The organism is Kitasatospora sp. SolWspMP-SS2h (assembly GCF_003259315.1).
GTDB classification, from domain to species: Bacteria; Actinomycetota; Actinomycetes; order Streptomycetales; family Streptomycetaceae; genus Kitasatospora; species Kitasatospora fiedleri.
Window position 1 is genome coordinate 1 of record NZ_QLLT01000036.1, and the last position, 25,730, is coordinate 25,730.

The window sequence follows — 25,730 nt, forward strand, 5'->3', positions numbered from 1 at the left end:
TGCACCAGGCCGAGCACGGCCGCGTGGAACCAGTCGATCACCGGACACCCGCCGCGGATATCCCTCGGAGGCTCAGCATGGGCGGTTTCCTGTTCGCTCGTGGGGTGGTCCGGCGGCTGGGGGCTGTCCGGTGTGGCCAGATGATAAGGGGTCCGGGTGTCCCGAAGATCGCAAAGGGACGGTCCGGACGATTCCGGACCATTGCGGCGGATCGGGCGGCCGGCGGGTCCCCGGCCGCTGGTCGGCGGGTGCTCAGCGGGTGTCGGCCGCTGGTCGCCGGGTGCCGCCCGCCCACTCGGCGCGGGTCAGGGCGTACACCACGTCGCCGTGCTCGCTGCCCGGGATCGGGTCCGGCCAGTCGACGGAGAACGTCCGGACGTGGCGCAGCCCGGCCCGCTCCAGCACCCGGCGGGAGGCCGTGTTCACCGTCATCGTGGTGGCCACCACCCGTTCCGTCCCCGGCCGTTCCCCGAACGCGGCCCCGACCAGGGCCGTCGCCGCCTCGGTGGCGTACCCGAGGCCCCGGGCGGCGGGTCGCAGGCGGTAGCCCAGCTCCAGGTGGTCCGGCCGCCGCTCCGGCTCCAGCCCGACGGAGGACGGCGGGTGCAGCGCCGCCCAGCCGAGGAAGCGGCCGCCGGCCTCCAGCGCCCAGCAGCCCAGCCCGTCCGGCAGGTCGGCGTAGGCGCGCAGCAGGCTGGGCAGCAGCTCGTCCGCGACCCGGTCCGGCGGGACGGGGCGGCCGTCGTCGATGTACCGCATCACCTCCGGGTCGCCGCACAGGGCGGTGACGGCGGGCAGGTCGGCGGGGGTGAAGCGGCGCAGGACCAGCCGGTCGGTGCGCAGGCGGACGTGTCGCGGCGGGAGGGGTTCGCTCACGGGCCGAGCAGAGCACCGGGGGCGGGGGCGCGGCAAGCGGGTTTCGGCGGCCGTGGCGGGTCAGGGGGTGTGGGGTGGGGGTGGGGGGGTGTGGGGATCGGCGGGGAATGCCCCGGGCGGTCACTCTGTTGGCCTGTGGCGTGCACTCTGCTGTACCGTTCCGGTCGTTCCGTCCCACCGATGGGGAAGTGCCATGATCGCCCTGCTGCTCGCCCTCGGCAGTTCCCTCGCCTACGGCTGCGCCGACTTCCTCGGCGGCCTCGGCGCCCGCCGCGCGCACGTGCTGCGCACCGTGCTGGTCGCCGCGCCCGCCAGCCTGGCCGTCGAGGTGCTGCTCTGGCCGCTGCTCGGCGCCCGGTTCGACGCCGGGGCGGTCGGCTGGGGCGCGGCCTCCGGGGCGGCCTCGGCGGCGGCGTTCGCGCTGCTGTACCGGACGCTGGCGATCGGTCCGATGAACGTGCTGTCGCCCGTGACGGCGCTGATCTCCGCGATGCTGCCGGTCGCCGTCGGCCTGTCGCAGGGCGAACACCTGGGCGCCGCCGGGCTGCTGGGCCTGCCGCTGGCGCTGGTCGCGGTGGTGCTGGTGAGCGCGGGGACGGCCGACGGCCGGGCCCGGGTGACCCGCCCCGCGCTGCTGCTGGCGTTCGGCGCGGGCACCGCGATCGCCGTCCAGCTGGTCTGCCTGCACCAGGCCCCGTCCGGCAGCGGCATCGCCCCGCTGATCGTCGGCCGGGCCGTCACCTCCGTCCTCACCCTCGCGGCCGCTGCCCTGTGGCGTCGCCGCCTCGGCCCCGAACGCCCCGCGTACGGCCTGGCGGCCACGGCCGGAGTGCTCGACTCGGCCGCCGGGGTGCTCTTCCTGCTGGCCGCCCGCAGCGGTGACCTCGCGGTGGTCGCCGTGATCACCGCGCTCTACCCCGCCGGCACGGTGCTGCTGGCCCGCGCCGTCCTCGCCGAACGCATCCACCGCGGCCAACTCGCCGGTCTCGGCACCGCCGCCCTCGCGGTCGGCCTGCTCGCCCTGGCCTGACGTCCGCGCTCCGAGGAGTCACCCGAAGGCGCGGGGGTGCTCGACCAGGCGGGCGGAGAGGGCGTTGACCACGAGGACGCCGACGGCGAGGTGGGGGAGGCCGGTCCCGTCCTCGCTCCGGCCCCGGGGCGGCCGCCATGGTCGCGGGGTGGGGGCGCAGGCGTGCGGGGGGCGGTGCGGAGGGCCGGGGAGGGGCCTTTTCGGGGAGGGCGGGGGAGGGGGATCCGAGGAATTTTCCCGGGGTGCCGGTCAGGTGATGGCTCAGGTGAAGGCTTCGACGCGGACGCCCGCGGAGGCGAGTGCGCCGCGGATGCGCCAGGCGAGTTGGGCCGCGCCGGGGGTGTCGCCGTGGACGCAGAGCGAGCGGGCCCGGACGGTGATGGGCTCGCCGCCGACGGCGGTGGCGGTGCCGTCCCGGGCCATGCCGACGGCGCGCGCGATGACGGCCTCGGGGTCGTGCACGACGGCGTCCGGTTCGCGGCGCGGGACGAGGGTGCCGGCCCAGGTGTAGGCGCGGTCGGCGAACGCCTCGGTGACCACGGGCAGTCCGACGCCCTCGGCCACCGCCAGCAGCCGGGAGCCGGGCAGGCCGAGCAGCGGCAGCGGCCCGTCGCAGACCGCGCCGGCCCGCAGGACGCCGGAGACCACCGCCTCCGCCTGCTCGTTGTCCTGCACCACCCGGTTGTAGAGCGCGCCGTGCGGTTTGACGTAGGAGACCCGGGAGCCGGCCGCGCGGGCGAACACCTGGAGCGCGCCGATCTGGTAGGCGATCTCGTCGGCGAGTTCGTCCGGCGGGACGTCCATGGCGCGGCGGCCGAACCCGGCCAGGTCGCGGTAGGAGACCTGGGCGCCGATCCGCACCCCGCGCTCGGCGGCCAGCGAGCAGACCCGGCGCATCGTGGACGGGTCGCCGGCGTGGAAGCCGCAGGCGACGTTGGCGCTGGTGACCACCGAGAGCAGGGCGTCGTCGTCGGTCAGGCTCCAGCGTCCGAAGCCCTCGCCGAGGTCCGCATTGAGGTCGATCACCGCGTCGGCCACTCTCTCCCCGTCCGCCCTTCCGCGCGGGCCGATCCGGGCCCGGGCTCCGCTCCTGGGCCTGATCGTAGGGCCTGATCGTTTCGGCCGGGGCGGCGGTCGCGACCCGGGTGACAGGTTTTACCCGCCGGGTCGCGGCCGGGCGTCGCGACGGCCACCCGCTCGGCGCAACACCCGTCGGGGGGAGCGGCCGTCGCTCCGGGTTGACGCGGCGTCGGGAGCGGGCGAGGGGGAGGGTCAGTGGCGCGGCGTCGGGGAGCGGGCGAGGGGGGAGGGCGAGGGGGGAGGGTCAGTGGCGCGGCCAGGGGCGGCCCTGGAGCTGTTCGATGTCGCGGTTGAAGCGCTCCAGCACCTCGGCGAAGCCGGCCAGCTCCTCGGCCGTCCAGCCGGTGACCACCCGGGACAGCCCCTCGATCGACCAGTCGCGGTCCTGACGCAGGCGGCGCAGGCCCTCCTCGGTGATCCGCAGCTTGCGGGCCACCCCGCCGTCCGGGTCGGGGATGCGGTCGACCAGCCCGGCCCGCAGCATCGCGGCGCTCTGCCGGTTGACGGTGGAGGTGTCCAGCCCGAACGCCTCGGCGAGCTGACCGATGGTCAGCGGGCCCTCGGTCTCGATCCGGCTGAGCAGGGTGTAGGCGCTGCGCTCCAGGGCGTCGGGGCCGCCGCCGGTCCGGGCGGTGGCGAGCACCTGGTGGCGGGCGAGCAGCATCATCTCCCGTTCGATCAGGGCGAGTTCCTTGTCGCGCCGCATGCTCCTCCGTCCCGTGCGTCACTTTTCGGCAGCATATCCCGCGAGCAGGCAATATGTATGGTACACATTGCGTGCATCATGCATATTCAGTCGAAGAGATGGAAGTACCCCATGAGTCAGGCACGCACCGGCCCCGTCGTCGGAGTGCTCGCCGGCGCGGGCATCGTGGTCTCGCTGATGCAGACCCTGGTCGTCCCGCTGATCCCGGACCTGCCGAACCTGCTCCACACCACGGCCGCCAACGCGTCCTGGGCGATCACCGCCACCCTGCTGGCCGGTGCCGTGGCCACCCCGGTGCTCGGCCGACTCGGCGACATGTACGGCAAGCGCCGCATCCTGCTCGCCAGCCTCACCATGCTCGTCATCGGCTCGCTGGTCTGCGGCTCCAGCAACTCGCTCGCCCCGATGGTGGTCGGCCGCGCGCTCCAGGGCATCGGCGCCGGCGTCATCCCGCTCGGCATCAGCATCATGCGCGACGAACTGCCGCCGCAGAAGCTCGGCTCCTCGATGGCGCTGATGAGCTCCTCGCTCGGCATCGGCGGCGCGTTCGGCCTGCCGCTGTCCGCCGTCATCGCCCAGAACACCAGCTGGCACGCGCTGTTCTGGATCTCCGCCGCGCTCGGCGCGGTGGTCGCCGCCGCCGTGTTCCTCCTCGTCCCCGAGTCCCCGGTGCGCTCCGGCGGACGCTTCGACGTCGTCGGCGCGATCGGGCTCACCATCGGACTCGTCGCCCTGCTCCTCGCCATCTCCAAGGGCAGCGACTGGGGCTGGGGCTCCGGCGCCACCCTGGGCATGCTCGCCGCCACCGTCGTGGTGCTCCCGGTCTGGGGCTGGTGGGAGCTGCGCACCGAACAGCCGCTGGTCGACCTGCGCACCAGCGCCCGCCGCCAGGTGCTGATGACCAACCTCGCCTCCGTGGTGATCGGCTTCGCGATGTACGCGATGAGCCTGGTCTCCCCGCAGCTGCTCCAGCTGCCCACCGCCACCGGCTACGGCCTGGGCCGGTCGATGGTCCAGGCGGGTCTGTGGATGGCCCCCGCCGGCCTGGTCATGATGCTGCTCTCGCCGGTCTCCGCCAAGCTCTCCAAGGCCAAGGGCCCCAAGGTCTCGCTGCTGGTCGGTGCCGTCGTGATCACCTGCGGCTACCTCTCCGCCCTGGCCCTGATGGGCCACGCCTGGGGCGTGCTGGTCTTCTCCTGCCTGATCAGCGGCGGCATCGCGTTCGCCTACGCGGCCATGCCCGCCCTGATCATGGGCGCCGTCCCGGTCTCCGAGACCGCCGCCGCCAACGGCCTCAACACCCTGATGCGCTCCATCGGCACCTCCAGCTCCTCCGCCGTCATCGGCGTGGTGCTGGCCCACCTGACCACCGACTTCCACGGCCACGTGCTGCCGTCGGAGAGCGGCTTCCGCACCGCCTTCCTGATCGGCGCGGGCGCGGCCGTGGCGGCGGCCCTGGTCACCCTCGCCATCCCCGGCGTCCGCCGCGCGGTGGCGGGCGGCGGCCCGGCCGGGCCGGCGGACGGCGCGCCGCTGTCCGCCGTCCCCGACGTCCCCGAGGGTGCGCGCACCAAGTAGCACGCTCGACGCCGTGGCGGTGGGCCGTTCGTCCCCGGCGGAGGGACGGCCCGCGCGCGTCCGTCCGTGGCTCTGGCGCGGGCCGCGGCAGTAGGGTGCGCGGATGGCGACCCACGAGCGAGAGATCACCGCCCCCGTCGACCTGTGCCGCCCCGACGGGCGGCTCGACCGCAGGGCCGTCGGCTGGTCGCGCACCCCGCTGCACCGCGCCAACCTGCGCGGCTGGGGGCGCACCAAGCGCTGGGAGTACTGGTGCGTCACCACGCCCACCCACCTGCTCGCGCTCACCGTCGGCGACCTGGACTTCCTCACCCTCGACACCGTGTACTTCCTCGCCTGGGACGGGCACGGCGTCCTGGAGGAGCACGAGCGCACCGCGATCGCCCCCGGCCTGCCGACCCGCCGCACCGCCCTCCCCGAGGGCGTCGCCGGCTCCGGCGGCCCGCACGGCACGGACCTCACCGTCGGCCCGGAGCGGCCCGGCCGCCGCCGGGTCCGGATCTCGATCACCCGCGAACCCGGCGGCACCCGGCTGCGCGCCCGCGCCCTCACCGCCGACCTGCGCCCGCTGGAGGCCGACCTGCTGGTCGCGCTGCCCGCCGGCCACGAGACCCTGTCGGTGGTCGTCCCCTGGGACGACAGGCGCTTCCAGTACACCTCCAAGCACACCGCCCGCCCCGCCACCGGCACCGTCCGGCTCGGCGACCGCAGGTACGACTTCGGGGACGACTCCTGGGGCGTGCTCGACCACGGCCGGGGGCGCTGGCCGCGCTCGCTCGGCTGGAACTGGGGCGCGGCGTCCGGCCGCACCGACGGGCACACCGTCGGCCTCCAGTTCGGCGGGCAGTGGACGGCCGGCACCGGCAGCACCGAGAACGCGCTCTGCGTGGACGGCCGCCTCAGCAAGATCGGCACCGAGCTGGCCTGGCACCACGACCCCGCCGACCCGCTCGCCCCCTGGCGGATCACCACCCCCGACGACGACCGGGTCGACCTCACCTTCACCCCCTTCCACGACCGCCGCACCCGCACCGAGGCCGGCCTGATCGCCAACCGCACCGACCAGTGCTTCGGCCACTACGCGGGCACCGTCCGCACCGACGACGGCCTGCGGGTCGCGGTGGACGGGCTGCTGGGCTGGGCCGAGGACGTCCGGATGCGCTGGTGACCGCGCCCGCCATGTGCCCCGCGCACGGCCCCGGCCCCGACCTCGCCGCCCTGGTCGGCCGCCGGCTGACCGGCGTGGTCGCGTCCTGGTACTCCCACCGGGGCGAGCGCGCGGCCGAGCCCGTGGTGGTCTGGCTGCGCGACGACCGCGGCGGCTGCACCTTCGTCGCCACCGGCAGCGACTGGTGCCTGATCGTCGCCGACGAACGGCCGCACGCCGACCTCGACCTGGGCGAGTGGGGCCGCCTCGACGTCCGCGACGCCCCCACCGGCACCCCCTTCACCCCGCACCTCGGCCACCCCGTCCTCGCCGTCCGCCAGGAGTTCACCCCGCGCACCGGCCGCACCGCCCTCGAACTCGACTTCCCCACCGGCACCGTCCGCTGCGAGTCCCGGGACGGCGACCTGCGGCTGACGGCGGTGCCGCCCCGGCCGCGGGCGCGGGCTGTCGGCGGCCGGAGCTGACGTCCCCGGACGGACCGCACCGGGCCGGACGCGTCGACCGCCGCCTGCGCCGACGTGCTGCCCCACCCCCGGGCGTCGCGGCGGGCGCCGTGCCGGGAGGCCGCCGAGCAGGCCGAGCGGTACGGGGCGGGCGGGGCGGGCGTGACGGCGGCGGAGGCGGCGGAGCCACTGGCGGCGGCGGCGGACGCGAACGCGTACCGGTGCATCGCCGCCGAGGAGCCGGGGTGCGGCACGGGGTGCCGGGCCTCCCCCCCGGAGGCCCGGCACCCCGTGCCCGGTGGAGCGGGGGCGCTCAGGGGCTGGGGACGGCCCGGGCGAAGTCGTGGTGGGCGCTGACGGCCTGCTGCCACTCCAGGGCGCGGATCAGGCGGTGGACGACCAGCAGGGGGACGAGGCCGACGAGGCCGAATGACATGTCGACGCACTGCCAGAACAGCGGGACGCCGCGCAGCGGGCCGCAGATCAGGGCGAGCGGGACGACGCCGCCGCAGGCGAGCATCGCCCAGCGGACCACCCAGACGTTGCGGACCGGGTCGCGCAGCGGGCCCCGGAAGGCGGCGGCGATCACCAGGTGGGCGAAGGCCAGCCAGTCGGTGCCGTAGGCGAGGAAGGGGTGGCGGCCGTAGCCGTCGGCGACGCCCTCGCTGACCCGGTGGACCCAGGTGCCGAGGTCGGGGAGGGCGGAGCCCAGGCCGGTGGCGTCGACCAGGCGGGCCAGCAGCGAGGTCTCGGTCTGGAGCGGGAAGGCGGTCAGGCCGCTGAGCACCAGGCAGGCGATGAACAGCCAGAGCCAGCGCCGGATGCGGCGGCGGACGAGTGCGGTGTCGGTGGCGGACGCGGAATCCGGTCCCGCCGTGGTGGAACCGGCGGGGACGGTGGCGATGTCGGACATGGGGACCCCCCTCATGGCGCGGGTGCCGGAGACGGCACACGGTGTCGCGCCTTGGACTCTAGACCTGAATTTGAACGCGTTCAACACGCCGGGACAGCCCGCCCGAAAGGGACTTTTCGGACCTGTCCGCGGAAAGCCCTAATCTTGTCCACCGTGACCGCCATCGCCGACCAACCCACCCGGCCCGCCCCCGGCCCGGCCGCCGACGAGGGGCTCGCCCGCCGCCTCAAGGCGCTGGCCTGCACCGCCCCGCTGCACGACCTGGACAGCCGGAAGGTCAACCTGGCCGGCGAGTACGCCTCGTACGCGATGGCCGAGGTCGGCCTCGCCGCGATCGACCTGGTCACGCTCAACATGGACTTCGACACCGGCGCCGACCGGGACATAGTGCTCAGCCGCCTGCTCCCCCGGATCGCCGCCCAGAAGCCGCAGCGGGCCGCCGCCGAGCACGAGCGGGTCGCCCGCTGGGTGCTGGAGTCGCTGATCAACGTCGGCAGCGTGGACCGCGGCTTCCGCGCCGTCTACGGCACCTTCGGCCCGGACGGCGAGTACACCCGGCGCGACTACGACTTCAAGCTGATCGAGGAAGTCCCCGGCCAGGACGGCGGGGTGTACCTGCGCACCACCGACGAGGCCGTCAACGTGCTGGTCGGCGCGCTCGACACCGACGTGACCTCGGCCCAGATCGCTGCCGAGGTCAAACTGGAGGTGCTGATCCGCCGCGGCCGCCTCGCCGACGCCCAGCTCGCCGCCGAACAGGCCCGCTACCGCACCGTCCAGTACGCCGAGACGCTGCGCCGCGCCCTGGAGGCCACCCGGCGCAACGTCCGCGCGGTCGACTGGATGGAGGCCGTCCCCGACCTGATCGACGAGGCGCTCGACCACATCGCCGACCGCTACCGGCACGAGAACGCGATCCTCACCAACATCCGCAAGGCCCGCGACGAGAGCGTCGACGGCGAGCACAAGCGCCGCGCCGCCGAGCTGGTCGACATCGTCAAGGACTGCATCCGCCGCCACACCCAGCTCCAGACCCGGCTGCTGGAGGCCGGCCCGCTGTTCCGCGCCGAGCAGGACCGGCAGGCGTTCGCCGCGCCCACCGCCCGCAGCGGCATCGACCTGTACGGCCAACTGCTGGCCCCCGTCCTCACCCTGCCGCTCGCCGACGCCACCCGCCCCACCGACGCGTTCTTCGCCCGCGCCGTCGGCCTGCGCACCCCCGTCGCGGTCCGGGTCACCGACCTGGTCGACCTGCTGCTCACCCCGCCCGTCGAGCGCGAGCACCTCGGCGCCGAACTCCCCGAGCCCGACCTGGTCGCCACCCCCGACGACAGCCGCTTCTCCGAGGCCCAGCTGGAAGCCGCCCTCGACCTGCTCGACCTGCCCGCCGACGCCCCGCGCCGGCTCTCCGGCCTGCTCGCCGACGCCCGCCGCCGCGGCGCCGGACTCGACGGCGACGGCATCGGCGACGAACTCGCCTACCTGGTCGCCCTGCTGGCCGTGCACGCGGCCAGCCCGCCGGTCGGCACCGCCTACCGGCAGGGCGAGGAGCGGCTGCTGTTCGCCGTCGACGACGGCACCCGGCTGGACGACCCCGGCTTCGGCGGCGCCGACCTGATCGTCGGCAGCGCGCTGCTGGACGCGGTGGGCATGGCCGCCGACCGCAAGGACGCGAAGGCCGCCAAGGCCGCCCGGGACGCCCGGGACGCCGGGTGACCGGCGACGCCCGCACCGCCCGTACCGCCCGCACTGTCCGCACCACCCGCACCGCCCGGATCGAAGGAGCCCTCGGATGACCACCACCAGCGAGGCGTGGACACCGCCCGAGGCCGAACCGGCCGCCGCCGCCGCGCCGATCAGCCCGGCGGACGTCACCGAGGCCGCCCGGCTGGTCTCCTTCGGCCTCCAGGCCAAGCTGCTGCCCGCCCGGGACGCCGAGTACGGCGAACTGGTGCGCCGCTACCGGGAGGACCCGCCGTTCGGGCGGCTCGCCGATGCCGTCGCCACCGGCATGGGCCTGGTGGTGCTGGAGGTCTCGGCCCGGGCCGGGATGGCGGTGGCCGCCGCCGAGGACTCGGTGTTCGCCGTCCGGATGGGCGACTACGCGCGGCGGGCCGCCACCGAGTCCACCGACCGCTTCCTGCACGGCCTCGCGCACCTCGCGGTGGCCGCGCTGGCCTTCCCCCGCCCCGAGGACCTCGCCGACGACGGCTACCTCGGCCGGGTCACCGTCAACGGCGTGGACGCCTTCGTCCGGCAGGCGTGCCGCCGGCTGGAGGAGCGCGCCGAGGCCGAGGGCGCCAACACCGACCCGGCCAGCGACGCCCCCGGCCTGGAGGCCGCCTGGCGGGTCTGGGCCCGCCGCTCCGCGACCGGCGCCACCAAGGACGCCCGCCGGCTGTCCGGCTCCACCACCGGCATCGTCTCCAAGGCGGTGTCCTTCCTGGTCGACTCCGGCTTCCTGCAGAAGACCTCCGACGACTCCGGCGGCACCTACCGCACCACCGCCCGCTACCAGTTGCAGGTCCGCGACCTGGCCGGCAGCGCCGCGATGGCCGAACTCCTCGACCTGGGCGTCGTCCCGGTCGGCGACGGCACCCCCACCCTGGCCCCGCCCGACGAGGGCGACGAGCTGGTCGCCGACGCCGGCCTGCCCTTCCACGCCCTCTGACCCCCCCTCCCGCCGTCCGCCCTCGCCCCCGCCGCCACCGCTGAAACCGCTGCCACCGCTCCAGGAGAACCACCGCACATGTACGAGCTGAACCGGGTCCGCCTGTACTCGATCGGACCGGCGGGCGCCCGCTACGCCGACACGGTGCTCGACCTGCGCGGAGTCGGCGAGCCGGTGCCCGAGCCGCAGCCGCGGCAGATCGGCCTGTTCGGCGAGGAGCCCGAGGGCCCGCAGCGCCGCCCCGCACCGGCCGGCGTGCTGTTCCTGGAGAACGGCGGCGGCAAGTCCGTGCTGCTCAAGCTGATCTTCTCGGTGATGCTGCCCGGCCACCGCAACACCCTGGGCGGCGCCTCCTCCGGCGTGCTGCGCAAGTTCCTGCTCGCCGACGACTGCGGCCACGTCGCCCTGGAGTGGCAGCACACCGTCACCGGCGAACTCATCGTGGTCGGCAAGGTCAGCGAGTGGCGCGGCCGCCAGGTCTCCTCCGACCCGCGGAAGTTCGCCGAACTCTGGTACTCCTTCCGGCCCGGCCCCGGCCTCACCCTGGACGGCCTGCCGGTCGCCGAACGCCCCGCCCTGACCGGCGACCAGCAGGCCCGCGGCCGCCGCCGCACCATGAAGGGCTTCCGGGACGCGCTCACCGAGGCCGCCAAGGCCCACCCCCACCTCGACGTCACCTTCGAGGAGATCCACGACCGCTGGATCGAGCACCTCGGCGCCCTCGGCCTCGACCCCGAACTCTTCCGCTACCAGCGCGAGATGAACGCCGACGAGGGCGAGGCGGCCGGCCTGTTCGCGGTCCGCGACGACGCCGACTTCACCGACCTGCTGCTGCGCGCCGTCACCGACACCCGCGACACCGACGGCCTCGCCGACCTCGTCCACGGCTTCGCCGCCAAGCTCGGCCGCCGCGCCGAACTCACCGCCGAACGCGACTTCACGGCCGGCTCGGTCGACCTGCTCCAGCGCATCGTCGACGCCACCGCCGCCCGGGAGACCGTCCGCGAGGGCCACCGGGCCGCCGAGCGCCGCACCCGCAAGCTGGCACTGTCGCTCGCCGCCCGCTCCGCCGTCGAACGCGACCGGGCGCACGACCTGGCCGTCGAGGTCGCCGCCGCCGCGGGCGCCGTCACCGCCGCCGAGACCGACCGCACCCGGCACTCCCTGATCGTCTCCGAACTCACCTACCGGCACGCCACGCTGGGCCTGGAGGCGGCCACCGCCGGAGCCGCCCGGCTGCGCCGCGAACTCACCGACGCCCGCTCCCAGTCCGCCGCCTGGCAGGCCGCCGAGGCCGTCCTGCGCCACCGCGCCGCCGCCGACCGGGCGGGCCGGGTCGCCGCCGCCATCCGGGAGGCCGAACTCGACGCCGCCCCCGCCCTCGCCGCCCGCGACCGCGCCGCCGCCGCCCTCGCCCGCGCCCTGGAAGCCGCCGCCGCCTCCGCCGAGACCCGCGCCGACCAGGAGGAACTGCGCGCCGAGGAACTCCAGCAGGACGGCGCCACCGCCCAGTCAGAGGCCACCGCCGCCGCCACCGCCGCCCAGAAGGCCCGCTCCGAGGCCGACCACCTGCGCCAGCGCCTCGCCGAGGTCGAGCAGGAGACCGCCGCCGCCGTCGAGGCCGGCTGGATCGACGGCTCCGGCGCCGAACCCGACCCGGCCCGCGCCGCCCTCCAGGCCGCCGACGCCGGGGCCGCCGCCGCCGAGGCGCTCGACCGGGCCCGCACCGCCGCCGAGCACGGCGCCGCCCGGGCCCGCGAGGCCGCCGCCGCCGAGGCCCGCGCCGACCTCGCCGCCGCCCGCGCCAACGACGCCCGCGCCGCCGCCGAGCGCGCGCTGGCCGCCGAACAGCGCACCGCCGCCCTGCTCGCCGCCGAACCCCGGCTCGCCGAACTGCTCTCCCTGACGCCCTACCAGGACGGCGCCGAGGCGGCCGAGGGCTTCCTGACTCCCCGCCTGCTCGACGCCTCCGCCGAGGACCTGCGCGAACTGCTCGACCAGTCGGTGGCCACCGCCGAACGCACCCTGTTCGACCTGCGCACCGCCGCCGCCGACGACTCCCGCATCCTCGCCGCGCTCGGCGACGGCGGACTGCTGCCGCCCGGCCCCGACGTCCTCGCCACCGTCGAACACCTCGGCGAGCAGGGCATCCCCGCCCTGCCCGGCTGGCGCTACCTCGCCCAGTCCGTCGACCCCGCCGACCACGACGCCATCCTGGCCGCCCGCCCCGAACTCGTCGACGGCGTCGTCGTCACCGACCCCGCCTCGCTCGACCGGGCCCGCGAGGTGCTGGCCGCCGCCGCCCTGCTGCCGCGCTCCACCGTCGCCGTCGGCACCGCCGCCGCGCTGATCGCCCCGATCCAGGGCGAGCCCGCGTTCTTCCTGGTGCCGCCCAACCCGGCCATGCACAACGAGACCGCCGCCGACGACGAGCGCCGCGCACTGCGCGCCCGCGCCACCGCCCGCGAGGAGCACATCCGCGAACTCGCCGCCCGGCTGGGCGGCGACCGCGCCCTCGCCGCCCGGCTCGCCTCCTGGCACGCCAGCTGCCCGCCCGGCACCCTCGCCGAACTCGCCGAGACCGCCGCCGCGGCCGCCCACCGCGCCGAGACCACCGCCGCCGAACTCGCCACCCTGCGCGCCGACCGCGCCGACGCCGACACCGAGCACCAGGCCGCCGCCGCCCGCCACGAGGAGTGCCGGGAGGCCGCCCAGCGCGCCCGCCGCCGCGCCGACGTCCTCGAAGGACTCGCCTTCCGGCTGCGCGAACGCCCCAACTGGACCCGCCGGCTGCGCGAACTCGCCGAGGACGTCGCCGAGTGCGAACGCCGCCAGGCCCAGTGCGCCGAACGCGCCCGCACCTGCGACGAGGACCGCCGCGCCGCCCAGCGCGCCGCCGACGACGCCCGCCGCACCGCCCGCACCCTGCGCGGCGAACGCGCCGAGATCGCCGCCGTCGGCGCCGACGCCGAACCCGACCCCGCCGCCACCCCCGCCTCGCTGCCCGCCCTGCGCGAGGCGTACCGGGCCGCCGCCCAGCTCTACGAGAAGGTCGGCGTCGGCGCCGACCTGCGCGCCGAACAGGCCCGCGCCGAGAGCGACGAGACCGCCGCCGCCACCGAACTCCAGCGCCTCAGCAACAAGGTCAAGGCCCGCGCCGAGGAACTGCTCGCCAGCCCCGACGGCGCCGACGGCCCCGCCCGGCAGGCCGCCGCCGCCCGCGCCGAGGAACTCGTCGCCCTCATCGAGGCCCGCTCCGACGCCGCCTCCGAGGAGGTCGGCCGACTGCGCGGCGACGCCGAACGCTCCGCCCCGGCGAACGGCGAAGCCCACACCGAACTGCCCGAGGACCTGCTCCCCGCCGACCCCGAGCACGCCCAGGCCCTGCTGCGCACCGCCACCGCGCTGCTCGCCGACCGCCGCGAGCGGGTCGACTCCGCCCGCACCGACCACGCCGACCTGCAACGGACGCTGGACCAGGCGCAGGCCGCCGCGAGCGACTTCGAGGAACTCGCCGGACAGCTCCGCGACGCGCTGCGCGACAACGGCGAGGAGCCCGACGCCGAGGCCGACGGCTACCTCGGCTCGCTGGCCGCCGCCCGCGCCGCCGTCACCGACACCCGGCGCGCCATGCGCACCGCCGCCACCGAGCTCACCGGCGCCGAACTCGCCGTCCGCGACGCCGCCGACGCCCTGGTCCGGCACGCCAACGCCGCCCGCTACGAGGCCGTCCGCACCCCGGCGCGCCAGCAGATCCGCGAGCTGCCCGCCGCCGCCCTGCCCGACCACGCCGCCGCCTGGGCCGCCGCGTTCGCGCCCCGGCTGCGGGTGCTCACCGACGAACTCGCCCAACTGGAACGCAACCGCTCCTCCATCGTCGACCGCCTGCGCGGCCTGGTCGAGACCTCGCTCGGCACCCTGCGCGCCGCCCAGCGGCTCTCCCGGCTCCCCGAGGGCCTGGGCGAGTGGTCGGGCCAGGAGTTCCTGCGCATCCGCTTCGAGGACCCGGACCACGCCGTCCTGGTCGAACGGCTCGGCGAGGTCATCGACGAGGCCACCCGCGCCGCCGTCAAGAAGAACTCCGACCTGCGGCGCGACGGCATGTCCCTGCTGCTGCGCGGCGTCGCCGCCGCGATCGGCCCCAGGGGCGTCTCGGTCGAGATCCTCAAGCCGGACGCGGTGCTGCGCGCCGAACGCGTCTCGGTCGGCCAGATGTCGGACGTCTTCTCCGGCGGCCAGCTGCTCACCGCCGCCATCGCCCTGTACTGCACGATGGCCGCGCTGCGCGCCAACGACCGCGGCCAGTCCCAGCTGCGGCACGCCGGCACGCTGTTCCTGGACAACCCGATCGGCCGCGCCAACGCGACCTACCTGCTGGAGCTCCAGCGCGCCGTCGCCGACGCGCTCGGCGTCCAGCTCATCTACACCACCGGCCTGTTCGACACCACCGCGCTGGCCGAGTTCCCGCTGGTCATCCGGCTGCGCAACGACGCCGACCTGCGGGCCGGCCTCAAGTACATCTCGGTGGAGGAGCACCTGCGCCCCGGCCTCCCGGCCCCGCAGGACCCGGACGGGCCGGCCGTCCACGGCGAGATCACCGCGACCCGGGTCTTCCGCAAGCCGGAGTAGCCGCAGGCGCGGACGGGGGCGCGGGGAACGGCGCGGCCGACCACGCACCCACCGCGGGACCGCGGCGCGGGCCGATGGCCCGCACTGTTCCGCGACCCTGCGGCGGGTTCCGGGTCGCCCGCGCGGTTCCCCGCGCCCCCGCCGGTCCTACTGCCGGGTGGAGACGGTGACCGAGGCGACCTTCATCGGGTGGCCCGGTTCGGTCGCCTCCGCGGGCGGACTGCCGTACGCGGCGGGGAGGTCGCCGCCGACGGCGACGTCCAGGACCAGGAAGATCCCGTGGTGGACGGCCCGGTCCCAGGCGGCCGGGTCGACCCGGTCGGCGGTGACCCGGAAGCACTCCCGGCCGTCGCGCAGCCAGCGGACCAGCTCGGGGCTGGTGGAGCGGTCGACCTCGACGGTGTAGGTGTGGAAGGCGCCCCAGCAGTCGGCGCAGGGCTGTTCGCCGGAGCCCAGGCCGCTCGGCTCCCGGCAGGGGCCGCCCGGCGTGGTGCCGCAGTGCAGGGTGCCGAACACGCCGCGCCCGCCGACGGATTCGAGCACGTCCAGCTCGCCGACGCCGGGCCAGCCGGTGGACCCGTCGCGGAGCCCGCCGCCGAGCGCCCAGAACGCGGGCCAGTACCCGGCGGCGGCCGGGCCGTGCACGTCGGGCAGCGCCAACTCGGCCTCCACCCGCAGGCCTCCGCCCGCCGGGGCGGCCAGGTCGGCCCGCCGGGACTCGATCCGCCCGGAGGACCAGCGGCCGGCCGGGTCCCGGGTCGGGGTGATCTCCAGCGCGCCCGCGCCGTCCAGGCGGACGTTCTCGGCCGCGTCGGTCATGGTCTCGACCTCGCCGGTGCCCCACTGGGCGGCCGGGCAGCCGGGGTAGCAGGTGCCCAGGTCGTACTGCCAGGTGGCGGGGTCCGGCCGGCTCCCGGCCGGGCCGTCGAACCCGTCGTGCAGCAGGGTGGTCCACCCGGTGCCGAACACGCCCGCGTCGGTGAGGAGCCGGTCCAGCCGCGGGGTGAGCACCACGGCCGCGGCGTTGGTCAGGTGGGAGTCGTCGCGGTACAGCAGCACGTGCTCCAGGACGGCCGGGCAGCTGCGCCCGTCGGCCGGGCAGAGCACCGAGTCGACCTCGACCGTCCGGACGCCGGGAAACGCCCCGGCGGCGATCCGCTCGGCCAGCGGGTCGGCGTACAGGCCCTCGGCGCGCGGGAAGTCGCAGGCGGAGGTGGTGCCGGGGTGGCCGGAGACGCAGGCCGGGACGTCCCGGCCGGGGACCGGGGTGTCCTGGAGGTAGACGACCGGCACGCCCAGTTCCCGCAGCGGGGCGAGGGTCCGCTCCCAGCCGCGCAGCAGTGCGGCCCGGTCGGCGGTGTAGCGGTTGAGCGCGGAGACCACGACCAGCTTCGGCTTCGGGCCGTCCTTCAGCCGGGCGAGCACGTTCGCCCGCCAGGTGTCGCACTCGTGGTAGGTGCGGCCCAACTGCGGGTTGGTGACGGTGATCTCGGCCAACGGGCAGCCCTGCTTGACGAGTTCCTCGACGGACAGCCGGTGCTGGGCGGCGATGCCGAGCAGCGCGGAGAACCACTGGCCGGCGTGCGAGTCGCCGAGCAGCACGATCCGGTCCTCGCCGGTGCCGAAGCGGCAGGGCGGGCTGGTGGTGTCGGCCGGGCCGACCTCGCAGCCGCCGTCCGGCGGGAAGTCCTGCCGGGCCTGGACGGGGTTGGGCACGGTCGGCGCGTGCGGGGGCGGCGCGGCGGCCAGCAGGCTGCTGCCGGTGCGGGCGCCGGGCGGCAGGCCGGACGGGTCCGGGGGAGTGGCCGGGCCCAGGTCGCGGATGGTGCCGGAGCCGACGACCAGCGCCAGCAGCACCGGGAGGACCACCGCGGCCAGGCCCAGTGACAGCCCGCGGCGCGGGATCTCGCCCAGCACCGGGCTGCGGCGCAGCGGCTGCTCCAGCCAGCGCAGCGCGGCGTACGCGGGCAGCGCGGCGGCGGCGGTGAGCGCGGCCCCGGCGCCCCAGGGCAGGGCGCCCCAGTGCGCCTCGGCGAGCACCAGCACCGGCCAGTGCCACAGGTACAGGTGGTAGGAGAGCCGGCCGACCGCCCGGGGCGCGCCGAGCGAGAGCGCCCGTCCCACCAGGTGGGGTCCGGCCGGGCCGGCCAGGACGATCGCGGCGGTGGCGGCGGTCGGCAGCAGCGCGGCGTACCCGGGGTAGCGCGTGTGCCCGTCGAACAGCAGCACCGCGACGAGCACCCCGGCCAGGCCGCCCAGACCGAGCAACTCCCTTACCAGCCTGGGAAATTCGCGGACCGGTAGCAGGGCGATGGCGGCCCCGGCGGCGAACTGCCAGGCCCGGGTCGGGGTGGAGAGGTAGGCGCCGGCGCTCCAGTGCAGGGAGAGCCAGAACGAGCCGGCGCCGAGCAGCAGGGTCAGGCCGAGCAGGGTGCGCCGCCGCCAGGCCCAGCGGGCGGCGAGCGCCAGCAGCGGGGCCCACAGCAGGTAGAACTGCTCCTCGACGGCGAGCGACCAGAAGTGCAGCAGCGCGCTCGGGTCGCGGCCGGCGGCCAGGTAGTCGGTCTGTTCGGCGATGAAGCGCCAGTTGGCGACGGACAGCGCGGAGGCGAGGACGTCGCGCTCCAGGTCGGCCCGGCGCAGCGGCGCGGTGAGCAGGGCGCCGAGGACGGCGGTGGCGGCCAGCACGACGGCGGCGGAGGGCAGCAGGCGGCGGGCCCGGCGGGAGTAGAACTCGGCCAGCCGGACGCGTCCGTGCCGCCCGGTCTCGGTGCGCAGCAGGCCGGTGATCAGGTAGCCGGAGACGACGAAGAAGACGTCGACGCCGACGAAGCCGCCGGCGAGACCGGGTACGGCGGCGTGGAAGGCGAGCACGGCGAGGACGGCGACGGCCCGCAGGCCCTCGATGTCGGGTCGGAACGCCGGCCGCTCGACCGGCGGGCGGTGCAGCACGACGGTGAGCGGGGCGGTCCTCGGAGCGGTACTCGGGGCGATGCTGGTGGACACGGGAGCGTGGACCTTTCAGCCCAGCCAGGGCAGCATCGGAGCCGCCCAGCCGGAGGCGAGCAGGGCGACCAGGGCGAGCGTGCTCGTGACGGCGAGGGCCTCGGGCCAGCGCCGCGGACGCATCGCCGGGCGGGCCCCGGATTCGGTCGGGTCGGCGGACGCGGCGGGTGCGGCGGAGCCTGCGGACCCGGCGGCGCGCGGCCGGAGTTCGGCGTACAGGTCGCGGACCAGCGGCACCCCGAGGTGCAGCTGCACGGCCAGGTACAGGGCCAGCCCCCAGGTGGTGTGCCAGCCGTGCAGGGCGGTGGCGACGGCCACGCCGGCGGCGGTGGCGGCCAGCGTGCCGGCCGTCCACAGCAGCGAGACCAGCAGCACCCTGCGGGCCATCCCGCCGGAACGGCCGGGACCGGCGGCGCCGGTGGGCACCCAGGCGGCGCTGCGGCCGCGCAGGGTGTGCCAGTACGCGGTGGCGGCGGCGAAGCCCATCAGCACGTTGGCGCGCAGCACTTCGGAGCGCCAGCGGGTGCGGCTGACCCGGGGCAGCAGCACGTGCCACAGCCACAGCAGCGAGATCAGCGGCAGCACGTACCGGGCCCGGACCTCGCCGGGGAAGGCGAACAGCATCACCAGCGGCGGCAGCGGCGCGGTGAGCACGTTCACGGCGGCGGCCAGGTAGCCGACGATGCCCTCGTCGAAGCAGCGGCGCATCCGCCAGGTCATCGCCCGGCGGGTGGCCCGGTCGCCGATCAGGTGCAGGTTGCCCATCGTCCAGCGGTACTGCTGGTTGACGAAGCTGGTGGTGGAGTCGGGCGAGGTGCCCTTGGCGACCAGCACCGGCACGTAGCGGGTGGTGTAGCCCCGCTGGTGCAGGGCCAGGCCGGTGTACATGTCCTCGCTGTGGTCGAGCCGGGCGAAGCCGCCGGCGGCGTCGATCGCGGCGCGCCGGTAGACGGCGTTGGAGCCGCAGCAGATGGCGGCGTCGGAGGCGTCCCGGCTGGGCTGCACCCAGCGGAAGAACCACTCCTGGGCGGACCCGGCGGCGCGCTGCACCCAGCCCATCGAGGCGTCGGTGTCGAAGCACTGCGGGCTCTGCACGATGCCGACCGCCGGGTCGCCGAAGTACGGCAGGAGGTGCTGGAGCAGGTCGGCGCGCGGCGCGAAGTCGGCGTCCAGGATGGCGACGAACTCGCCGCCGCTCAGGGTCAGCGCGTGGTTGAGGTTGCCGGCCTTCTTGAACTCGCCGCGGTTCGGGCGGACCACGTAGTGGTAGCCGAACTCCCCGGCCAGCCGGGCGACTTCGGGCCGATCTGCATCGTCGAGCACCCACACGTCGAGCCGCCCCGGGTAGGAGCTGCGGGCGACGGCGCGGTAGGCGTTGGCCAGGATGTCGAGCGGTTCGCCGCAGGTCGGCAGGTACAGGTCGACGGACGGCGGCGCGGCCGGCTGCCAGGCGGCGACCAGCAGTTCGTGGCCGCCCCGGGTGAAGCGGCGGCGGCGCAGGCCGTTCAGGCAGGTCAGGGCGAGTGCGACGGCGTTGACGCCCAGTACGGCGAGGAACGGCCACAGGGCCGGGGTGCGCAGCGAGAAGCTGAACATGGTGCCCGCGCTGACCGTGAAGGCGAGCGCGGAGAGCAGCGGGACCCAGCGGCGCTGCGGCCCGAAGTACCAATAGAGCTCCTGGTCGGAAGGTGGCGACGGAAGGTGATTGACAGTCATTGGGCCCCCCACGGCCGGACATTGACACCTGTCGCCGGTCAGATTACCCGATTGGTATAGACCAAATGGCCACGCGGGATGAACAGTGGAGCAACTCGGGTGAAGGGCGCGTGACCAGGCATGACCGGGCCGGGGAAGATCGCTGCGGTGGTGCGCGCGGGACCGCCGGGGCGGACGGCGTGCACGGTGGCGCGACGGGCGACGGGCGACGGGCGGCGCGCTGCGTGCGGCGGGTGGGGGCGGTCAGCGCGCGGCGGGCGCGGCGGCCAGGACCGCGTCCAGCAGGCCGGGGAAGCGGGCGGCCAGGTCGGTCTCGCGCAGGCTGTTCATCTTCGAGGTGCCGCGCCGGTGCTGGCGGATCAGCCCGGCCTCCCGCAGCACCCGGAAGTGGTGCGTCATCGTCGACTTGGTGACCGGGAGTTCGAACGCCAGGCAGTTCAGCTCGCTGCCGCCCGTGCCCGCGAGCTCGGAGACGATCCGCAGCCGGATCGGGTCCGCCAGCGCGTGCAGCACGCAGGCCAGCTGGAGCTCCGCGGTGGCGGGCTCGGGCAGCAGGCCGGGGCAGTCCCGGTCGTGGTCGACGGTCACGGGCTCATAGTACGACAACTCTCGTAGTTTGACAGCCGTCGTAGTACGGCGAGTATCGTACGAAGCGAAAGCACCCCCGTGTCCGACCCACAGGAAGGACAGGCAGCCGTGAGCGCCCTGTTCGAACCCCTCACCCTCCGCTCGCTGACCATCCCCAACCGGATCTGGCTCAGCCCGATGTGCATGTACTCCGCCGCCTCCGAGGGGCCTGACACCGGTGCCGCCACCGACTTCCACCTCGCCCACCTCGGCTCCCGCGCCGCCGGCGGCGCCGGGCTCGTGATGGTCGAGGCCACCGGCGTCCGTCCCGACGGCCGGATCTCCCCGTGGGACCTCGGCCTGTGGAACGACCGCCAGCAGGAGCGGCTGGCCCGGATCGCCGCGCTGATCACCCAGCACGGCGCGGTGCCGGCGATCCAGCTGGCCCACGCCGGCCGCAAGGCGTCCACCGGCAGGCCGCAGGACGGCGGCGGACCGCTCCCCGTCGAGCGGGGCGGCTGGCAGGTCGTCGGCCCCTCCCCGGTGCCCTTCGACGCGCCCTACCCGGTGCCCGTCGAGCTGACGGAGGACCAGATCACCGAGCTGGTCGAGGACTTCGCCGCCTCCGCCCGCCGCGCCCTGGCCGCCGGCTTCCAGGTGGTCGAGGTGCACGGCGCGCACGGCTACCTGGTGCACCAGTTCCTCTCCCCGGTCTCCAACCACCGCACCGACGGCTACGGCGGCGACTTCGCCGGACGCAGCCGGCTGGCCCGCGAGATCGCCACCGCGGTCCGGGCCGTCTGGCCCGCCGAGCTCCCGGTGCTGTTCCGGGTCTCCGCCACCGACTGGCTCCCGGAGGAGCCCAGTTGGACGCTGGAGGAGTCGGTGCTGCTCGCCAAGGAGCTCCAGGCCGTCGGCGTCGACCTGATCGACGTCTCCAGCGGCGGCAACGTGCCGCGCGCCGAGATCCCCGTCGAGCCCGGCTACCAGGTCCCGTTCGCCGAGACCGTCCGCCGCGAGTCCGGCCTCCCGGTCAACGCCATCGGCCTGATCACCGACGCCGCCCAGGCCGAGGCGATCGTCGCCGAGGGCCGCGCCGACGCCGTCATGCTCGGCCGCGAACTGCTCCGCGACCCCTACTGGCCGCTGCACGCCGCCCGCACCCTCGACGTCCCCCGCGACTGGCCCGTCCAGTACGGCTACGCGGTCGGCCCGCGCGGCTGACACCCGCCGGGCGGGACGCGGCAGGCGGAACGCGGGACGCGGGACGCGGGAGGCGGGCGCACCCACGGGGGAGTGCGCCCGCCGCCCGGCCACCCGCCGCGCTAGGGGACCAGTTCGGCCGCCGGGGCCGGCCCCGCGCCGTCCGCGCCGGCCGCGCCGCCGGGAGCGTCCCCGCCGTCCCCGGCGTCCTCGTCCTTCCAGCGGCCCGGTTCGACCATGAACGCGCCGAGCGCGACGCCCAGCAGCGGGACGGCGGGCAGCAGGGTCAGCACGCCCTGGGGGCCGTGGTGCTGGGCGAGCAGGCCGAAGAGCGGGGCGATCAGGCCGCCGACGCTGACGGCCAGGCCCAGGGTGACCCCGGCGGCGGTGCCGGGGCGGGTGGGCAGGTAATCCTGGCCGAGCTTGACCAGGACGGCGAACGGCAGGTTCAGCGTCGCGCCCGCCAGGACGGCGAACAGCAGCGGGGCCCACGGGCCGGGCGTCACCCGCAGCAGGACCAGCGCGGGGACGGTGAGCGCGGTGCCCCACTGCGCGGTGCGGACCATGCCGATCCGGTCCGCGAGCCGCCCGCCGCCCAGGGTGCCCGCGACGCCGCCCAGCAGGAAGCAGGTCAGCGCCGCGCCGGCCAGCAGGTGCGAGGCGCCCAACTGCCGCAGCCAGTACAGCTCGATGAAGGTGCTGACGCCGAAGAACACCACCGAGCGGACCACCTCGACCCCGGTGAGCACCAGGAACGGCCGCCAGCGGTCCTTCCCGGCGCGCGCCGCCCCGCCCCCGGCGTGCGGGTACGTCCGGTGCCGGGCCCGGAACAGCACCGCCGCCATCAGCAGCGCCGGCAGCACGAACACCGCCGTCGCCCGCAGCCCCCACGCGGAGAGCAGCGGCGTGGCCAGCACCGGCGCCAGGAAGAACCCGACGCTGCCGCCCGCCGCGAAGACGCTCATCGCCCCGGTCGAGTCGCCCGCCGCCTCCCGGGCCGCCCGCCCCGCCGCCGGGTGGAACGCCGCCACCCCCAGGCCGGAGAGCAGCACCAGCAGCCACACCAGCGCGTATCCGTCGGCCAGCCCGCTCAGCCCCGCGCCCAGCCCGGCCAGCGCCAGCCCCGCCGCCGACAGCCAGGGCAGCGGACGCCGGTCCACCAGCAGGCCGACCAGCGGCTGCGGGACCGCGCTGCCCAGCGTCGCCGCCAGCGTCAACCCGCCCGCCGCCACGTACCCGTAGCCGCGCTCCAGGACGAAGTACGGCACCACCGCGGGCACCAGGCCCTGGTACAGGTCGTCCACGGCGTGCGCCGCGCCCCACATCCGCATCCGGCGCCACACGCCGGGCAGTTCGCTCGTCATGCGTCCAGCCTGGCCGCCGCGCCACCGTGCGGGCTTCCGGTACTCTGCCAATTCGTGTCGCCAACCCGCCAACCCGCCGAGGACGGCCCGCCGAGCGCCGCGCAGCACCAGCGGGAGACCGGCCCCAGCCGCCACCCGCTGGCCCACCGGGAGCGGATCGACTGGCACTGGCACGACGTCGACCAGCTGATCACCCCCGGCCGCGGGGTGCTGGAGGTGCGCACCCCGTACGGGCGGTGGGTCGTCCCGCCGCACCGCGCGGTGTGGCTGCCCGCCGGGGTGCCGCACGCCCACCGGGCGCACGGGCCCAGCGAGTTGCGCTGCCTGGTCTACCCGGCCGGCACCGACCTGCTGCGGCTCACCGCGCCCGCCGTGCTCGCCGTCACCCCGCTGCTGCGCGAGATCATCGCCCACCTGACCGGCCCCGATGCCCCCGCCGGACGCCCGGCCCGCACCCTCGAACAGGCCGCCCTGGACCAGCTCGCCCGCGCCCCCGAACTCCCGGCCGGCCTGCCCCGCCCCACCGACCCCCGGCTGCGCGACCTGGCCGCGCTGCTCACCGCCGACCCCGCCGACGGCCGCTCGCTCGCCGAACTCGGCCGCGCCGTCGGCGCCGCCGAACGCACCCTCAGCCGGCTGTTCCGCCGCGAACTCGGCCTGGGCTTCCCGCAGTGGCGCACCCAACTGCGCCTCCAGCACGCCCTGGTGCTGCTCGCCGAGGGCCGCTCGGTCACCGCCACCGCCGCCGCCTGCGGCTTCCGCTCGCCGAGCGCGTTCATCGAGGCGTTCCGGCACGCCTTCGGCACCACCCCGGGCCGCCACCAGCAGACCTGACCGGCCGCCGGCAGGCCCGACCGGCCGTCAGCGGTGCCGTCCGCCGTTCCGGTACTCGCGCGAACCCTCCAGCGGGGCAGCCGAGTTGGGGGCGCGACGCCGGGTGGCGGCGACCTGCCGGGAGACCGCCACGTCGATCAGGCACCAGGCGAGCAGGAAGACCCCCAGCGCCATCAGCGCCAACGCCGGTGTCAGCAGGCCGGTGTGCGCCCAGGAGGCGAACAGCGCCACCACGAAGGTGAACACCGTGAAGGCGAAGGCCATGCCCGCCCGGACGGCGGCCGCCCGGACCTCGTCCGGCAGCCGCCCGCGCCGACGAACGGCCATCGCCAACCCCCTGTCGGTCGTGCACCCCGGCGGGCGCACCAGGACCAGCCCTGCCCCGTCCGGGGGCGGCTATTCCGTCGGGAGGGCCGATCCAGCCGACCGTGGGCGTGTCGCACCCCCGGCCCCTCCCGACTCCCCGTCAGGATCGTAACCGGGGCCGCAAGAGCGCCCCCTCGTCCGACGGGGCGGCGGTCGGCGGGCGGTCAGTCCGGCAGGGCGGCGGGCGGTCAGTCCGGCAGGGCGGCGTCCAGCTCCTCCAGCGCGCCGACCACGATGGTCCGCATCGCCCGTTCCGCCAGCTCCGGGTCGCCCGCGCAGATCGCCTGCGCGACGTCCCGGTGCAGCTGCACCGCGTACTCGCGCGGCCGGTGCGGCATCAGCCGGTGCTCGGTGCGGCCGGTGAGGACCGCGCCCACGGTGTCCTTCAGGTGCGCGAACATCTCGTTGCCGGAGGCCCGCAGCACCGCCGCGTGGAAGGCGATGTCGTGCGCGAGGAAGGCGTCCAGGTCGGCCGCCCGGGCGGTGACGGTCAGTTCGACGGCCAGCGCGCTCAGCTCGCGCCGGTCGTCGTCGTCCGCGCACCGGGCTGCCAGCGCCGCCGCGGCCGGCTCCACCGCGACCCGCAGCGAGCCCAGCGAGCGCAGCTGCGCGGAGCGGTCCGCGCCGGCCAGCCGCCAGCGGATCACCAGCGGGTCGAACACGTCCCAGTCGGCCTTCGGCCGGACGGTGATCCCGACCCGCCGGCGCGGCTCGACCAGCCGCATCGACTCCAGGACGCGCACCGCCTCCCGCACCACCGTCCGGGACACCCCGTGCCGCTGCTCCAGCTCCTCCGCGCGCAGCACCGTCCCCGCCGGCAGCTCCCCGGAGGCGATCGCCGGGCCGAGGGCAGCGAGCAGGCGGCCGGGCAGGCCCTGGATCTCCATCCGGCCAGCTTATCGGCGCGGCCGGGGGGAAGGCGGCCCCCGGCCCACCAGCGCGGAAACCGAAAAGTATGACGATTAGGTTTCGGTCGCTTGAATAAGTCATACCTTTGCGCCAAGGTTGCCCACGCAAGCAGGCAAGGACAGGAGCACCACCATGGCTCTCAGCGCCGAGAACCAGCAGCCGCCCGTCATCGTGGTGATGGGCGTCTCCGGAGTCGGGAAGACCACCGTCGCCCGACTGCTCGCCGACCGCCTCGACCTCCCGTACGCGGAGGCCGACGACTTCCACCCCGCCGCCAACATCGCCAAGATGAGCGCCGGCACCCCGCTGGACGACCGCGACCGGCAGCCCTGGCTGCGCGCGCTCGGCGGCTGGCTGGGCGAGCGGGCCGCGGCCGGCAGCGGGGGAGTGGTCACCTGCTCCGCGCTCAAGCGCGACTACCGCGACCTGCTGCGGGCCGCCTGCCCGGACGCGTTCTTCCTGCACCTGAGCGGCAGCCACGACCTGGTCGGCGACCGGCTGGCGCACCGTACCGGCCACTTCATGCCGCCCGCGCTGCTGGACTCCCAGTACGCCGACCTCGAACCGCTCCAGCCGGACGAGCACGGCACCGTGCTGGACGTCGACGCCGACCCCGACACGCTCGTCGACCGCGCCGTCGCCGCCCTGGCCCGCTGACCCCCGCGCCCCCG

The 25,730-nt window shown here is 76.0% G+C and carries 20 protein-coding genes; 10 read left to right on the forward strand and 10 right to left on the reverse strand.

The genetic code is table 11. The features are described 5' to 3' along the window. Positions 1 to 252 precede the first annotated feature (252 nt). A complete protein-coding gene (locus K353_RS30320; RefSeq protein ID WP_111556711.1) occupies positions 253 to 876 on the reverse strand; it encodes a GNAT family N-acetyltransferase in 624 nt (207 codons plus the stop codon). Between the two features lie 193 nt (positions 877 to 1,069). Here K353_RS30320 and K353_RS30325 point away from each other — a divergent pair, with 193 nt between their 5' ends. Beyond that, entirely contained in the window at positions 1,070 to 1,906 is an 837-nt protein-coding gene (locus tag K353_RS30325) for an EamA family transporter (RefSeq protein WP_111556712.1), read from the forward strand. A gap of 261 nt (positions 1,907 to 2,167) precedes the next feature. Here the strand turns inward: K353_RS30325 and K353_RS30330 are convergent, their stop codons facing one another. Then, a complete protein-coding gene (locus K353_RS30330; protein ID WP_111556746.1) occupies positions 2,168 to 2,932 on the reverse strand; it encodes a LamB/YcsF family protein in 765 nt (254 codons plus the stop codon). A 298-nt stretch (positions 2,933 to 3,230) separates the two neighbouring features. Beyond that, entirely contained in the window at positions 3,231 to 3,692 is a 462-nt protein-coding gene (locus K353_RS30335; protein ID WP_111556713.1) for a MarR family winged helix-turn-helix transcriptional regulator, read from the reverse strand. 111 nt (positions 3,693 to 3,803) lie between these two features. Here K353_RS30335 and K353_RS30340 point away from each other — a divergent pair, with 111 nt between their 5' ends. The 3 genes from K353_RS30340 to K353_RS30350 all read left to right on the forward strand — a co-directional run bounded on the left by K353_RS30340 (position 3,804) and on the right by K353_RS30350 (position 6,902). Next, a complete protein-coding gene (locus K353_RS30340) occupies positions 3,804 to 5,270 on the forward strand; it encodes an MFS transporter (protein WP_233533927.1) in 1,467 nt (488 codons plus the stop codon). A 103-nt stretch (positions 5,271 to 5,373) separates the two neighbouring features. After that, positions 5,374 to 6,438 (forward strand): DUF2804 domain-containing protein, encoded by a 1,065-nt coding sequence (locus K353_RS30345; RefSeq protein ID WP_111556714.1) that lies wholly within the window; start codon positions 5,374 to 5,376, stop codon positions 6,436 to 6,438. After that, the gene (locus K353_RS30350) at positions 6,435 to 6,902 is read left to right on the forward strand and encodes a hypothetical protein (RefSeq protein WP_233533928.1); all 468 of its coding nucleotides are present in this window, start codon (positions 6,435 to 6,437) and stop codon (positions 6,900 to 6,902) included. Before K353_RS30345 ends, K353_RS30350 begins: the two co-directional genes overlap by 4 nt. 292 nt (positions 6,903 to 7,194) lie before the next feature. Here K353_RS30350 and K353_RS30355 read toward each other — a convergent pair whose 3' ends face one another. Continuing rightward, on the reverse strand, positions 7,195 to 7,794 hold the full coding sequence (locus K353_RS30355; RefSeq protein ID WP_111556715.1) for a hypothetical protein: 600 nt from the start codon (positions 7,792 to 7,794) through the stop codon (positions 7,195 to 7,197). 153 nt (positions 7,795 to 7,947) lie between these two features. Between K353_RS30355 and K353_RS30360 the strand changes: the two genes are divergently transcribed. The 3 genes from K353_RS30360 to K353_RS30370 all read left to right on the forward strand — a co-directional run bounded on the left by K353_RS30360 (position 7,948) and on the right by K353_RS30370 (position 15,094). Beyond that, positions 7,948 to 9,510: a hypothetical protein gene (locus K353_RS30360; RefSeq protein WP_199528293.1), complete on the forward strand. Its 1,563-nt coding sequence runs from the start codon at positions 7,948 to 7,950 to the stop codon at positions 9,508 to 9,510. A 76-nt stretch (positions 9,511 to 9,586) separates the two neighbouring features. Beyond that, on the forward strand, positions 9,587 to 10,465 hold the full coding sequence (locus K353_RS30365; RefSeq protein WP_111556716.1) for a hypothetical protein: 879 nt from the start codon (positions 9,587 to 9,589) through the stop codon (positions 10,463 to 10,465). Positions 10,466 to 10,543: 78 nt separating this feature from the next. Continuing rightward, the gene (locus tag K353_RS30370) at positions 10,544 to 15,094 is read left to right on the forward strand and encodes a hypothetical protein (RefSeq protein ID WP_111556717.1); all 4,551 of its coding nucleotides are present in this window, start codon (positions 10,544 to 10,546) and stop codon (positions 15,092 to 15,094) included. Between the two features lie 147 nt (positions 15,095 to 15,241). Here K353_RS30370 and K353_RS30375 read toward each other — a convergent pair whose 3' ends face one another. The 3 genes from K353_RS30375 to K353_RS30385 all read right to left on the reverse strand — a co-directional run bounded on the left by K353_RS30375 (position 15,242) and on the right by K353_RS30385 (position 20,404). After that, complete coding sequence (locus tag K353_RS30375; RefSeq protein ID WP_111556749.1) at positions 15,242 to 18,088, reverse strand: SGNH hydrolase domain-containing protein; 2,847 nt, start codon at positions 18,086 to 18,088, stop codon at positions 15,242 to 15,244. Between the two features lie 27 nt (positions 18,089 to 18,115). Then, positions 18,116 to 19,816, reverse strand: a complete 1,701-nt coding sequence (locus tag K353_RS30380; protein WP_111556718.1) for a glycosyltransferase — start codon at positions 19,814 to 19,816, stop codon at positions 18,116 to 18,118. A 243-nt stretch (positions 19,817 to 20,059) separates the two neighbouring features. Beyond that, positions 20,060 to 20,404: a helix-turn-helix transcriptional regulator gene (locus K353_RS30385; protein ID WP_111556719.1), complete on the reverse strand. Its 345-nt coding sequence runs from the start codon at positions 20,402 to 20,404 to the stop codon at positions 20,060 to 20,062. A 108-nt stretch (positions 20,405 to 20,512) separates the two neighbouring features. Between K353_RS30385 and K353_RS30390 the strand changes: the two genes are divergently transcribed. Beyond that, positions 20,513 to 21,607 carry an NADH:flavin oxidoreductase/NADH oxidase gene (locus K353_RS30390; RefSeq protein WP_111556720.1) on the forward strand — a complete coding sequence of 365 codons (1,095 nt, stop codon included), beginning with the start codon at positions 20,513 to 20,515 and terminating at the stop codon, positions 21,605 to 21,607. A gap of 101 nt (positions 21,608 to 21,708) precedes the next feature. Here K353_RS30390 and K353_RS30395 read toward each other — a convergent pair whose 3' ends face one another. After that, a complete protein-coding gene (locus tag K353_RS30395) occupies positions 21,709 to 22,950 on the reverse strand; it encodes an MFS transporter (protein WP_111556721.1) in 1,242 nt (413 codons plus the stop codon). Positions 22,951 to 23,004: 54 nt separating this feature from the next. Between K353_RS30395 and K353_RS30400 the strand changes: the two genes are divergently transcribed. Next, on the forward strand, positions 23,005 to 23,784 hold the full coding sequence (locus K353_RS30400) for a helix-turn-helix domain-containing protein (protein WP_111556722.1): 780 nt from the start codon (positions 23,005 to 23,007) through the stop codon (positions 23,782 to 23,784). A 27-nt stretch (positions 23,785 to 23,811) separates the two neighbouring features. Here K353_RS30400 and K353_RS30405 read toward each other — a convergent pair whose 3' ends face one another. After that, positions 23,812 to 24,111 carry a hypothetical protein gene (locus K353_RS30405; protein WP_111556723.1) on the reverse strand — a complete coding sequence of 100 codons (300 nt, stop codon included), beginning with the start codon at positions 24,109 to 24,111 and terminating at the stop codon, positions 23,812 to 23,814. 227 nt (positions 24,112 to 24,338) lie between these two features. Beyond that, the gene (locus K353_RS30410; RefSeq protein ID WP_111556724.1) at positions 24,339 to 25,037 is read right to left on the reverse strand and encodes a FadR/GntR family transcriptional regulator; all 699 of its coding nucleotides are present in this window, start codon (positions 25,035 to 25,037) and stop codon (positions 24,339 to 24,341) included. A 154-nt stretch (positions 25,038 to 25,191) separates the two neighbouring features. Here K353_RS30410 and K353_RS30415 point away from each other — a divergent pair, with 154 nt between their 5' ends. Beyond that, positions 25,192 to 25,716, forward strand: coding sequence for a gluconokinase (locus K353_RS30415; protein WP_111556725.1), 525 nt, complete (start codon positions 25,192 to 25,194; stop codon positions 25,714 to 25,716). Positions 25,717 to 25,730 lie beyond the last annotated feature (14 nt).